This is a genomic window from Aquimarina mycalae, assembly GCF_029906345.1.
GTDB lineage: Bacteria > Bacteroidota > Bacteroidia > Flavobacteriales > Flavobacteriaceae > Aquimarina.
Genome location: NZ_JARYGY010000006.1, coordinates 232,440 through 245,663 on the forward strand (window position 1 = coordinate 232,440; position 13,224 = coordinate 245,663).

At 31.4% G+C, this 13,224-nt stretch carries 12 protein-coding genes; 7 read left to right on the forward strand and 5 right to left on the reverse strand.

The window, feature by feature from the left end; all coding sequences use genetic code 11:
* Nucleotides 1-60: 60 nt before the first annotated feature.
* From QBK95_RS15560 to QBK95_RS15570, 3 genes are all read left to right on the forward strand, one after another.
* Nucleotides 61-516, forward strand: coding sequence for a DUF4442 domain-containing protein (locus QBK95_RS15560; RefSeq protein WP_280935446.1), 456 nt, complete (start codon nt 61-63; stop codon nt 514-516).
* 125 nt (nt 517-641) lie between these two features.
* Complete coding sequence (locus tag QBK95_RS15565; protein WP_280935449.1) at nt 642-1,442, forward strand: TIGR00266 family protein; 801 nt, start codon at nt 642-644, stop codon at nt 1,440-1,442.
* A 132-nt stretch (nt 1,443-1,574) separates the two neighbouring features.
* On the forward strand, nt 1,575-1,772 hold the full coding sequence (locus tag QBK95_RS15570) for a hypothetical protein (RefSeq protein WP_280935451.1): 198 nt from the start codon (nt 1,575-1,577) through the stop codon (nt 1,770-1,772).
* A gap of 19 nt (nt 1,773-1,791) precedes the next feature.
* On the opposite strand, the gene QBK95_RS15575 is transcribed toward QBK95_RS15570, so the two are convergent.
* Nucleotides 1,792-2,742 (reverse strand): LysR substrate-binding domain-containing protein, encoded by a 951-nt coding sequence (locus tag QBK95_RS15575; protein WP_280935452.1) that lies wholly within the window; start codon nt 2,740-2,742, stop codon nt 1,792-1,794.
* Nucleotides 2,743-2,906: 164 nt separating this feature from the next.
* Here QBK95_RS15575 and QBK95_RS15580 point away from each other — a divergent pair, with 164 nt between their 5' ends.
* Together QBK95_RS15580 and QBK95_RS15585 are read left to right on the forward strand one after the other, a co-directional pair.
* Nucleotides 2,907-3,206: a hypothetical protein gene (locus QBK95_RS15580; RefSeq protein WP_280935453.1), complete on the forward strand. Its 300-nt coding sequence runs from the start codon at nt 2,907-2,909 to the stop codon at nt 3,204-3,206.
* Nucleotides 3,207-3,526: 320 nt separating this feature from the next.
* Nucleotides 3,527-6,067, forward strand: a complete 2,541-nt coding sequence (locus QBK95_RS15585) for a trypsin-like peptidase domain-containing protein (protein ID WP_280935455.1) — start codon at nt 3,527-3,529, stop codon at nt 6,065-6,067.
* Between the two features lie 91 nt (nt 6,068-6,158).
* Here the strand turns inward: QBK95_RS15585 and QBK95_RS15590 are convergent, their stop codons facing one another.
* Both QBK95_RS15590 and QBK95_RS15595 read right to left on the reverse strand, forming a co-directional pair.
* Nucleotides 6,159-6,578 (reverse strand): DUF2141 domain-containing protein, encoded by a 420-nt coding sequence (locus QBK95_RS15590; RefSeq protein ID WP_280935456.1) that lies wholly within the window; start codon nt 6,576-6,578, stop codon nt 6,159-6,161.
* A 209-nt stretch (nt 6,579-6,787) separates the two neighbouring features.
* Entirely contained in the window at nt 6,788-8,509 is a 1,722-nt protein-coding gene (locus tag QBK95_RS15595; RefSeq protein ID WP_280935458.1) for a hypothetical protein, read from the reverse strand.
* A gap of 322 nt (nt 8,510-8,831) precedes the next feature.
* Between QBK95_RS15595 and QBK95_RS15600 the strand changes: the two genes are divergently transcribed.
* Nucleotides 8,832-9,617 (forward strand): hypothetical protein, encoded by a 786-nt coding sequence (locus QBK95_RS15600; RefSeq protein WP_280935461.1) that lies wholly within the window; start codon nt 8,832-8,834, stop codon nt 9,615-9,617.
* A 30-nt stretch (nt 9,618-9,647) separates the two neighbouring features.
* Entirely contained in the window at nt 9,648-10,511 is an 864-nt protein-coding gene (locus QBK95_RS15605; protein ID WP_280935462.1) for a hypothetical protein, read from the forward strand.
* Nucleotides 10,512-10,769: 258 nt separating this feature from the next.
* On the opposite strand, the gene QBK95_RS15610 is transcribed toward QBK95_RS15605, so the two are convergent.
* Nucleotides 10,770-12,101 (reverse strand): DUF58 domain-containing protein, encoded by a 1,332-nt coding sequence (locus tag QBK95_RS15610; protein WP_280935634.1) that lies wholly within the window; start codon nt 12,099-12,101, stop codon nt 10,770-10,772.
* Between the two features lie 5 nt (nt 12,102-12,106).
* Nucleotides 12,107-13,195 carry an AAA family ATPase gene (locus tag QBK95_RS15615; RefSeq protein ID WP_280935464.1) on the reverse strand — a complete coding sequence of 363 codons (1,089 nt, stop codon included), beginning with the start codon at nt 13,193-13,195 and terminating at the stop codon, nt 12,107-12,109.
* Nucleotides 13,196-13,224: the final 29 nt, after the last annotated feature.

Sequence of the window (13,224 nt, forward strand, 5' to 3'; positions counted from 1 at the left end):
TTTAGAATGTTTTGTATGTCCATTCTTTTTCAATATTTTAGGGAAAACAAATATGATATTATGAAAGTTACTCCTAGAAAGTTTAATATGTTCTCTGTGTTTAAGTTACCGTCTGCCTGGTTATGTGGAGTGCGCGTAAAAAGTATTGATGAGGATCGCTGTGTGACTACTGTTAAACATAGATGGATAAATCAAAATCCCTTTAACTCTATGTTTTGGGCAGTACAAGGAATGGCGGCAGAATTAAGTACAGGCGCTATGGTAATCACTCAAATTCGAAAGAGTGGTAAAAAAATATCTATGTTGGTGGCCAATAATAATGCAACATTTACTAAGAAAGCAACAGGTAGAATCACATTTGTATGTAATGATGGATCATTGATTAAAGAAGCTATTCAAAAAGCTGTTGAAACAGGAGAAGGACAAACAGTCTGGATGAAATCTGTAGGTACCAATAAAGAAGGTATTGAAGTTTCAACTTTTAATTTTGAGTGGACGATTAAATTGAAAAGCTAATAATATGTTGGCCTAATAGTGACGTGAAATTTTATAGAATTAAAAAATAAATGTGTAACACTTTATGGTAACTTATTACATATATATTGAAGATATTCATTAATCACTAAAAATAATAACAAAGAATGACAGCACACGAAATCGACTACACCATTTATGGTGAAGAAATGCAATATGTAGAAATAGAGTTGGATCCTCAAGAAGGGGTAATTGCCGAAGCAGGTAGTTTTATGATGATGGATGATGGTATAAAAATGGAGGCAATTTTTGGAGATGGTTCCCAGGAAAATCAGGGGTTTGTAGATAAAATCTTTGGTGCTGGTAAAAGATTATTGACTGGAGAAAGTCTGTTTATGACTGCCTTTTATAATGAGGTTATTGGCAAAAAGAGAGTGAGCTTTGCTTCTCCGTATCCAGGAAAAATTATTCCTATTGATCTTACAAAATACGGAGGAAAGTTTGTGTGTCAAAAAGATGCATTTCTTTGCGCAGCAAAAGGAGTTTCTGTTGGGATAGAGTTTTCTAAAAAACTTGGAAGAGGTTTGTTTGGTGGAGAAGGTTTTATAATGCAAAAGTTAGAAGGAGACGGTATGGCTTTTGTGCATGCTGGTGGTACCACCGCAAGAAAAGAATTGCAAATTGGAGAGACTTTAAAAGTGGATACTGGGTGTATCATTGGGTTTTCTAAAGGTATTAACTACAATATAGAAATGGTAAAAGGCATAAAGAATATGGTTTTTGGAGGAGAAGGATTGTTTTTTGCAAACCTTACTGGACCAGGAGTGGTTTATATACAGTCTTTACCTTTTAGTAGGTTAGCAAATAGAATATTCGCGTCTGCTCCTAAGGCTGGAGGAAAGAGTAGAGGAGAAGGCAGTATCTTAGGTGGTTTAGGAGATCTTTTGGATGGCGATAATAGTTTTTAACAAAGTTAAATAAGGGTTAAAGAACGGTTTTTTAGTTTAATTTGACTATATTAGTAATATCAACTTTAAAAACTGTAAGTATAATCCTACAACTACTTGTTTTAAACCTAACATTTAAACCCCTATTAATTTATGGCGAGAGCAATGTTTGATTACACTAAAACTGTACTAAAAAAGGTTAGTTTTGATGTGAATCTATTTACAAAGGAAGTAATTAAAGCACTAAACAGATTACTCCCCCACGAGATTGAAGAATTAAAACTTTGGATTCAATCTTTAACTTTAAACAGACCAGAGTTAGAACCTTGTTTAATTTATCTAAAATCATAAAAAATTGAAAAGCGACTTTTTAGTCGCTTTTTATTTTTGATAACGGGCTTATTATTTGAACATTCTGAAATGTAATGGCCCCTTTTACAACTCCTGCAATAGTGGTATGTAGTGCTTCGATAATTTGCATTTTTAATTCACTTTTGTGAAATATAAGACTCACTTCTCTGGCTGGAGATGGTTCATTAAAATAATGTAGGTTTCTTTTTTCTTTATCGTTAATGTCTAGTGTGTGTAAATATGGCAATAAAGTCATCCCTAATCCTTCATTTGATAGTTTTACCAAAGTTTCAAAACTTCCACTTTCCAATTGAAAATGGTCATCATCATAACTTTTTTGTGTTTTGCATAAGTTTACAATTCCATCTCTAAAGCAATGCCCATCTTCTAATAATAACATATCCTCTATATCCAAATCAGTAATGTCAATTTTACCTTTTTGGTTCAGCCTATGACTCGGTGGAATATACCCTACAAAAGGCTCGTAATACAATACACGTTCTTTTATATTTTCATTTTGAAGAGGAGTAGCAGCAATTGCAGCATCAAGATGTCCATCTTGCAAACGCTCCATTATAGCTTCTGTGGTAAGTTCCTCAATTTTTAGTTTAACTTTTGGGTACTTTTTTATGAAATTATGCAAGAACATGGGTAATAAGGTAGGCATTACTGTTGGGATGACTCCTAACTTAAATTCGCCTCCTATAAATCCTTTTTGTTGGTCTACAATATCCTGAATACGTTCACTCTCATTTACAATATTTCTAGCTTGTTGCACTAGTTTTTTACCTACTTCTGTAAGTTCAATAGGTTTTTTACTTCTATCAAAAATCTGTATATCTAACTCTTCTTCTAATTTTTGAATTTGCATACTCAGTGTAGGCTGAGTTACAAAAGTCTTCTCTGCTGCTTTTGTAAAGTTTTGATGCTCGGCAACTGCTAGTACATATCGTAATTGTGTAATGGTCATGGCGTTAATTTTGGATCACAAAAATAGAAAAGCTATTGATAAAACTTATTAAGTATATGCTAAAAATTTATTTTTTCTATTGAGTTTTTTTAAGAAAAGTGTTTACCTCTCTCTTTTTAATTACACTAAACAGTAAAACTTATAATAATTTAAAAATGTCACAAATGAAAAAAGTAAGTAGATCTATCGTAGTATTGGGGTTACTAATGAGCTCTGTATTAATTTCTTGTTCAGAAGAAGATATTATTGATGAGTTAACAGGAGATTGTCTTTCGTTTAGAGAAGTAGAAACATATAGTGAGGCTCTGGAAAATTTTAATAATAATCCTACTGTTGAGAATTGTGAAGCGTATAAAGCAGCTGCCATCTCATATTTAAATGCATTGGACGATTGTCCTTTTATTGACGATGCTGATTTAGAAGAAGCTTTAAGAAGTGCTAGTGAGAGTAACTGTGAGGATTGATATTTATTAGCATTATACATATGCCGAGAAAGATTTTACTTATAAAGTAAAATCTTTTTTTTGTTAAAGGTGTATTCAATATTATCATACCGTTTTTAAGAAGGAATGAAAAGAAATTTTTAATGATTTTTTAAAACCATAATACCTTGTGATGTTGTTTAAAATATATTAAAATGCTTTTATTTAACATTAGAATTAGGAATATTGTGTTAAATAATGTATTTGCATGTATAATATTTATTTTTTTAACATTTAATTAGGGTTTTTAACTATTTGTAATTAGTTTCGCGCTTATTACACAAATTAATAACTCTATACACATGAAAAATTATGTTTTTAAAGTGGCAATTTTAGCTACTTTTCTTCTTTTCGTTAATGCTTTAAATGCACAAAAACTTATTAAAATCGGAGATGAATTTGATACAGATATCAGAATTACCAGTTCTTATCAAAAATTTAAAAAATCACTTTCTGGAGAGAAAAATAACCAACCAGAATTGGTTTTTCAAAAAGAGTTTTATTCAAAGAATTCATCTTATATCAAATTATATTTTGAAAATTTTGACCTTGCTCCTGGAGATTATATAGAAATTATAGGTAAAAAAAGTTATGAAACTTTAATCTATGGAGGGAAAGGAAAAATCGTAGATAACGAAATGACTATGATTAGTGATTTCTGGTCAAAAGTATTATTTGATGATAACATAGAACTTAAACTATATTCTTTTGGTAATGCAGAGAAGTATGCTGGTTTTGAAATCACAAAAGTAGCCTATGGATATACTGAAGATAGAATAACTGAACTCATGGCCCAAGATTTTCCTGAACAAAAAGCCATCTGTTCTAGTGACAATAAGGAACGAATAGCTTGCTATAAAGGAACCGAAATATATGAAAAATCAAAGGCGGTTTGCAGGCTCCTGGTCAATGGGATTTCTGCCTGTACAGGATGGCTATTGGGAAGTGAAGGGCATTTAATGACTAATAATCATTGTATTAGCTCATCTACTGGTTCTAGAAATACTGATTTTATATTTAATTATGAGTATCAGAATTGTACAGGAGGAAGTTCAACCAGTAGAGATGTGGTAGCAACATCTTCGACAATAATAAAAACTGATAAAGGTTTAGATTATACGTTACTACAGTTACCAGTAAACCCTACAAATACTTATGGTTATTTAAGTTTAAGTTCTCGTGTACCAGTTGTTGGCGATAGAATTTATATTCCACAACACCCTAGAGGACAAAGAAAAGATGTTTCTGTAAATACAGATACTGGTTTTGCTGAAGTATCCTGTGTAGGTAATTGCGCAACACCTAATGTGCCCGAAAAAACGATCAATTATTTTGCAGATACTCAAGGCGGTAGTTCAGGTTCACCCGTGATCGATTATAATACGAATTTGGTGATTGCCATTCATAATACAGGTGAGTGTCCAAATGGTTCTTTTGGACGATGTGACGATTTGATTAGTGCTATAGGAAGTGATATGCCTAATAATGGAGTTGATGGTACTGGAGGTGGAGATCCTGATCCAGACCCAGATCCTGATCCTATTTGTAATGCCACTGTAAACTCTTTTCCTTATAGTGAAAGCTTTGAATCTAATGATGGATGGACTCAAGTTACTGGAGATGATGGTAATTGGGTGAGAGATGCATCTGGAACTCCATCTTCGAGTACAGGGCCTAGTTCTGGTGCTGACGGAAGTTATTATATGTTTTTAGAATCATCTACCAATGGGAGTACTGGTCAAATAGGTAATAACGCAACTGCAATTTTAGAAAGCCCTTGTTTTGACCTTTCTGGGTTATCTAATGTTGCTTTTTCTTTTAGTAACCATATGTATGGATCGAGTATAGGATCTTTAAGTATAGAAGCTTCTGTTGATGGTATTAACTGGATTAGCTTATGGAGTGAATCAGGTAATCAAGGTAATCAGTGGAATAACGTTTCTGTAGATTTGAGTACTTATATAGATCAAACTGAACTTAGATTAAGGTTCGTGGGAACTACAGGTGCTAGCTATACTAGTGATATCGCAATTGATAAGCTAGTATTAAGTTCTGGAGGAAGCGACCCTGATCCTGATCCAGTTTGTGAGGCATTTAATTTTAATGATTATACCATTACAGCTTTTGCAAATCAAGATAGTTCGGGAGATTATTCAATAGAAGAAAATGGTGCTTCATTGGTATTAACAAATAATACTTGGAAGTATATACCTTTAGACTATACAGTTACTCAAAATACTGTTGTGGAGTTTGAGTTTACTAGTACTGCTCAAGGAGAGATTCACGGGATAGGTTTTGAAAATGATAATAGCTTAACATCTAGTAGGTATTTTAAAGTTCATGGAACTCAAAATTATGGAGTGACCAATTATGATAATTATACTAATGGAACTATAAAATATGTAATACCTATAGGTAGTTCTTATACAGGAAATATGAATAGATTAGTGTTTATAAATGATAATGATGCTGGGTCTGGAAATAATTCTACATTCTCTAATGTAAAAGTCTATGAAGGATCATGTGGGAATGTTAATAATAATGTATTTGAAGCGTACGATGCTAGAGTGGATATTTTAGGGGATGAAGATGAAGATACTTTTATGTCTATTCAAATTGCATCTAATCCTGTTAAAAAGGGAAATTTCCTGCAGTTAATTGGTACTGAAGTAGATTTATTAAATACTTCTTATACTATTATAAGTATAACAGGGCAAGTACTCAAAAAAGGGAATATTAATGCGGATCGATTGATTAATGTGGATGAATTTAATGTTGGCTTATACATATTAAGAATCGAAAGTGATGATGCTAAAATCAGTAAACGATTTGTAATTGAGTAGTTTTCATTTTAAAATAATGTAGTATTAAAAAGAGGATGCCTTTTCGGGCAACCTCTTTTTTGATTGATTAATTGATGAATATTTTGTTTGATTATAGCCTAATTTCTAATGCCAAATCCTCTGTTCCTACTGTAAATTTAGCATCACTCCACATTGGCGGGCCATAACTCATATTATTATTAGATATTCCGAAGCTTTCTTTTGGCATCCCATTCTCTTCAAAATCCATTCTTTGATTATTGTTTGCATCATGTACACAAGAGATTCCGTATTCGCCAGCAGGGATATTGGTGAATGTAATTTTAGCAACACCGTCTACGATTTCCCCTTTTGCAGATTTAATAGGAGCAGCTTTCATAAAAGTAGCTTCGTCATATAACCCGAAAAGTATAGCTCCATCGTTATTAGTTACGTTAGGAACAGTTACTGTAATGGTTACTCCTGTAGTGTCTTGCGCTTTGGTTACAAAATTTACTGCAGTCATTGCTAAAAATAAGATTAGAGTTTTCATAAGAGTTTAGTTTTTTGATTTTCTATTGTTTTGTTTTGATGATTCAAAAGTCTAAAAAGCGTATGCGTATTTATAAAGTATCTAACCGAATTGTAGAAAAACTGGGATGAAATGTATCCAGGTTTATTAATTTCAAAAGAAATTAATAAACCTGGATACATTTTTTTAAACTAATTGCTTATTGATAGATTAAAACTTGTCATTTTAAATTAAGCCGCTATTACTTCATCATTAATTTCTAGAAGATATTCTTTAAGTGATTTTTCTTCAGAAAGCCCCATTTTTTTTAATGCTCTATTCCTACCTGATTTTATAGCACTAATACTTACGTTTAACAAATTAGAAGATTCTTTGAGAGATAGCCCTAGTTTAACAAGTATACAATGTCTAATATCATTTGGCGATAGTTCTGGATGTCTATTTTTAAGAATTAAGGTAAGCCCTGGATATTGAGATGTCAGGCGTTCTGAAAAGAGCGTGTCATCCGCAGATTTACGTAAAAAAAAGTTTAAAGATTTTTCTATGCTCTTTAATTGAGAGCTATCATTTTTTCTAATAGCTACAGATAGTTTTGTTTTTATACTCGATAACTCTTCAGTTTTTTTGCTTTTATCCATCATTAATGCTAGTAATTCTGTTTCTCTAACCTTGATGTGGTTGGTTAAAATTTCTTTTTCATTTTTCTTTAAGAATTTTATCTCTTTTTTGGTTTTTTTATATTTTATAAAAAAGACTATAGAAACTATCAAAAGAACTAATGCAGTTATTAAGTATGAGATGTATTGTCTTTGTTTATTATTTAGGATAGTTAATGCCTGAACATCAATAAGTGCTTTTTGCTCATTTTTTTGATGTTTAGCTACTTTAATCTTTTCATTAAAGTATTTAGAAAAATATATTTTCTCTTTTTTATGCAAGCTATCTTGTACTGCTACTTTTTTTAATAATGTTTCATTCATTTTAGAGTAATTATTTTCACTCTTATAGATTTCGTATAAATTTTCATATAATTCAGGGAGCATTGTATAGTTTGAGTTATTGGCAATTGCTTGCTCAATATATTTTTTTGCTGTTTTATAATCTTTTAGACCTGCATACGATTTTGATAGAACAGTAGCTAAGTTTCTATCCAGGGTTGTACGATCAATATTTGTAGCATTTTTTTGTAATTGCAATAAAAGGCTTAGTGCTTTTTGATATTTTTTTTGATGTAATAAATTGTTAATTATGATTATTTTGTCTCCATAGATATTATAATCATCCAGTCCCTCTTTTTGCGCAATTTTTATAGATTTATTCATGTATGCTGTACTAAGATCATATTTTTTAGACCTACTATATGCTATACCTATAGAATGAAATAAATTTGATTTTACAGTATTTTTGATATCTGATGTATCCTTGAGACGAGATTCTAATATCGCTAATCCTTCTATATTTTTATTATTATTTAATAATAGTCTAGATTTTCTAATTTCCCAGAGTGTTAATTTGTTGATATCATTTTTATCTACATATTGTTCAATATTTAGAAAGGCTTCGTAGGCCGCTTCTTTAAGTCCGAAGTTATATTCATAGGTAATAGAAGCATTAGAATAATGCATGACACTTAGATCTTTTTTAGCATCACTATCTGGAGCATTTTCAAATAGTTGTATATAATATAAAGAGCTATCAATATTGTTTTTACTTGCATAATAATAACTAAGGTTTTCATATGCGACCAATTGTCCTTTTTGATACTTAATTGCTTTTGATTGTTTGATAATATCATGGTAAAATTCCTTGCCATCTTCAGAAACATCGAACTGTCTATTCTTTAATTGTTTGTAAAGTTGACTGCTTTTTACAGTATCAATGCTATGCCCTTTACTTTGAGGAAATATATACAACGGAAAAATAACGAATGCAATAAAATGTCTAATAAGCATATATCTTATTTTGTTTAGATAATGATTTATAACGAATAATTTACAAAATATATTTTTTAATTGAATGTGGTGTTTTTTGCTAATGCAAGTAATCATAGAACATACAGATTAGCCTAATTGCTATAAAGAATAATTTTCATTAAAATTTTAAAATACTGTTTATTAGATGTTTATATTGTTTTGCAACCTAATTGCAACCCTGTTTTTTTTACAAAGCGAACTTCTTGCATACCTAAAAAAATAAAACCTAAGGACTTATTATAGTTCATTTGTAGTGTTGATCAACATTAATTTTTTTTAGTAATCGTAAAATTTTTTAAAGATGAGAAAAGCAAAGAGAATATTAGTAATTATCTGTATCGTATGCTATGGCATAGGGAATTCACAAGAAGGTAATATCCAAAGAGAAGTAGAACCTATGAACTTAAGTAATTGGGATCAAAAAAGTTCCTTAACGGATAGAGAAAAAGCGCTTAATGAGTATATCTCATTGTTTACAATGCTCCATGAAGTAAAAGAAGTAACAAAAGTAGCTCGAAGTAAAGGGATAAAATTGGAGGGGTTGAAAAAAGAGCTTTTAAGTGAAAATTCTTCTTTTTCTAAAAGCGCAGATTTAGGAAACAAAATAAAGGCTACTTTAAATAGGTTTAATGGAAGATCATTTGCCAAATCTGGCAGCTTGAGTAAAAAAGATGCTATAAGTGCTTTTCTTCCATTAGTAATGGACTCTTCATTAGATGTATTAGCCAAATCAGTAGCTACTGCCCCGTTATCACAAAAAGCAAGTATTACCTATGACGAAGCAATTCGTACGTTGGAATTTTCAGCTTCAGAAGAGTGTAGAGATACTTATTCTATATGTCAATTAGGAGCTATCCAGGAAACACTATCTCTAGTAAGTGTGCAATTTAGTGCAGCTGGTGCTTTTTTCTTGATAAGAGAAGCATATACTGCTGGAGCTTTGACACCTATAAATCTCGTTACCTTAGGTATCTCTGTTAGTGCAGCCCTTATAGCTGATGTTATTGGATTGGTAAAAGGGTATAGAGAGTGTTCATTAGCCTATAGAGTATGTGAAAGAGATGCAAGTATTGAACCAACACATTAATTTAAAGTATAATCAAAAAATAGTAATAAGATGAAAAATATAATCAAAATGGTAAGTAGCGTTTTATTCATAAGTATGATATGTATAAGTTGTGAAAAGGATATAGAAGAAGAAATAGTTGTAGCATCAACAGAGCAAGATGATGATGCTATCTACAATTGGGACAAGAATTTATCAGAAAATGATAAAAGAATAATGGAAGAAGTGAATGATTGGTCAGAGAAAGAAAGTAATGGTGTTAATCAGAGTACTCAGAAAAGTGAAACTACACATCATTTGATACATAATTATGAAAAGAAATTAGTAGCTACGATTTATAGATATCGTAATCACAATGATCCCGCTCCAAGACAGATTTGGGCGCCTCAATACTGGGCACAATTTAATTATATAGTGCAAAAGGATGAAATCCAATCCATCGCTTTACGTCCTAATACAAAACTGGTTATTTATGATACTTGGGGAAGGCACGCAATGACAGTTGACAATAGAAATAGAGGTGCTTTTTATGATGGAAATTTTGACTACGACTTAGGGGTTGCTAATATACGTGTAAGAGTAGCAAAAGGATATAAATTAGCCTTTTTTACAAACGAAGATAAGATGCAGCGCATTGCTGGATTAGCATATCAACATAGTAATTTTCATGGTCAGTATATACCTATTTGGATGGGTGGTGGTATAATGAAACAAAAAATTAAAGGCAATATAAGCTCTCTTAATGATCAATTTAGCTCATTTAAATCTGTAAAATATAGTAAAGCAGGTCAAGTAATCTTTAGTGAAGATTATAATAATGGTAAGCACCGAGAAATAGCCTTTGCAGGAGCTTTTTCAATACCTCAATTTCGTTATCACGATCGAGCGTCTTCTATCCATGTATTATGGAAATAGTCACAAGTATGTTAGATTAAAGAATTTTCATTAAAGGATTTGCACTATGTAATTAAGAAGTATGTACAAGATATTTTATCTTCTCCTATAGAAGTACGTGGTATAATTTAATCTTTTAAGATATTGTTTTTTTGCCCTATTGGGTTTGTCAAAAGCCTAGAAAAATCTTTCTTGACTTTTGGCAAATTCATTTAGGAATTATTAGTAGCTCAATTACAAAAAAAATACTTGTGATAGTTGTTATTTACAATGATTTTGCTACAAAAGCCCTCTAGCTTTAATCTCCAAATATTTATTGATAGTATTTACCGTAAGATCTTCTGGAGAAGTTAATACAGTCTGGATACCATGTCTTTGTAATTCTTTTACCATAACCTTTTTATCATAAGCAAATTGTTGTGCGATGGTTTGGTCATAGATAGCCTGTAGATCTTCAGCGTTTTGATGTATCAGTTGATGTAGTTCTGTATTTTCAAAGAAAATGACAACTAAAAGATGTTTTTTAGCGAGTGCTTGTAAATATGGAAGTTGTCGTTTTAAGGCTGAAATATGCTCAAAATTTGTATAAAACAATAGAAGACTACGGTGATTTATTTGTCTTTTAACGTGTGCATATAATAATCCAAAATCAGCATCTAGAAACTGTGTTTTTATATTGTATAATGTTTCGGATACATTATTAATATACGTCTTCTTCCTGCTAGCAGGTAAAAAATTACTGACCTTGTTAGAAAAAGTAAGCATTCCTACTTTATCATTTTTTTTGAGGGCAATATTAGAAAAAGCTAGTGTGCTATTTACCGCATAGTCTAATAAACTCAATTCTTTAAACGGCATTTTCATTACGCGACTTTCGTCAATTATGGAATAAATTGGCTGTGATTTTTCGTCCTGAAACTGGTTGATCATTAGATTACCATGTTTGGCAGTAGCTTTCCAATTGATCGTTCGCACATCATCTCCAGTAACATATTCTTTAATTTGTTCAAACTCCATTGTATGACCAATGCGTCTTATTTTTTTCAGTCCAAATTGTGTCAACTTATTGTCAATAGCAAGAAAATCATATTTTTTCATCTGGATAAAAGAAGGGTATACTTTTACCATTGCAGATTTGTCAAAACTGTATCTTCTTTTTACCAAGTTGATTTTGGTTGTGGTGTAAATATGCAAATTACCAAAAACGTATTCACCTCTTTTTACAGGACGTAGTGAATACTCAAAATCTAAAGTTGATTTTGGTTTAATCGTTCCCGTCTTTAAAAAATCACGCTTTTGAAACTGGATAGGAATCTCATCTATTATTTCAGTATAAATAGTAAAAGGATAATTGCTTTTTACTCGTACTGGAATGGCATTAAAATCGCTGTTTGAAAATTTTTCAGGAAGCAATCTATTTGCTTCAATTCCATTTTTACTATTAAAAAGGATGACAATATCAAACAAGAAAGTAATCATTAATCCCCATACCATTAACCAGGCAAATGGATATAATACATGAAACCAATATGATACTAGAAATAGTACCGATATGATGGCAAGTATATAAAATACTCTTGAACTTAGGTATAATGATTTATAGAATTTGATCACAATTAACGTGGTATTTCTACGGATTGTAAAATCATTTCAATAACATTTTCTGTGGTCATCCCTTCCATCTCACGCTCAGGAGATAATATTACACGATGGCGTAAAACAGGGAACAATGCTTTCTTTATATCTTCTGGAGTAACAAAATCTCTACCATTAATTGCAGCAAACGCTTTTGAAGCATTCATTACTGCTATCGAAGCTCGAGGAGAACCTCCAAGATATAAATGAGGGTGCGTTCTAGTTTTAGTAACGATCTCTGCAATGTATCCAAGAATTTTTTCTTCTATAATGACTTCTTGTGTCTTTTCTTTATATTCTACAAGCTTTTCTGGTGTCATCACTGCTTGTACCATTTCCAATGGTTTTTGAGATTTTCTTTGATGATGTGTTTTTAGAATATCTATTTCTTCCTGTAGTGATGGATAATCGACTTTAATTTTAAACAAGAAACGATCCAACTGTGCTTCAGGTAATGCATATGTACCTTCTTGTTCGATTGGGTTTTGTGTTGCTAACACCATAAAAGGAGGTTCCATCACATATCGAATTCCATCTATTGTTACTTGACGTTCTTCCATAACCTCAAATAAGGCAGCCTGAGTTTTTGCTGGTGCACGATTGATTTCATCGATCAACACCATATTAGAAAATATAGGTCCTTTTTTGAATTCGAAATCGCTATTTTTCATGTTTAATACCGATGTTCCTAATACATCACTTGGCATTAAATCTGGAGTAAATTGAATTCTATTAAATCCTGTTTTTAATGTTTTAGCAAACAATTTTGCTGTAACAGTTTTAGCAATTCCAGGAACTCCTTCTATTAAAACATGTCCATTGGATAAAAGCGAAACAATTAATAGCTCAATAAAATCTTGTTGTCCGACAATTACTTTAGCTAATTCGGTTTTTAATTTTTCTACTGCTTGTTGTAGCTCACTAAGGTCAATGCGATTTTCGAAACTGATATTGTCAGATTTAGATGTTGTATCAGTAACATCTTGCACATCATTTGTTGCGTTAGGATTTTCTTGCTCTTCCTTTGGGTTTTGTGCTAAAGGATCGTTCTGTAACTCTTCGTTTTCCATATGTTTTTATTTATTCTCAAAAAGAGAGT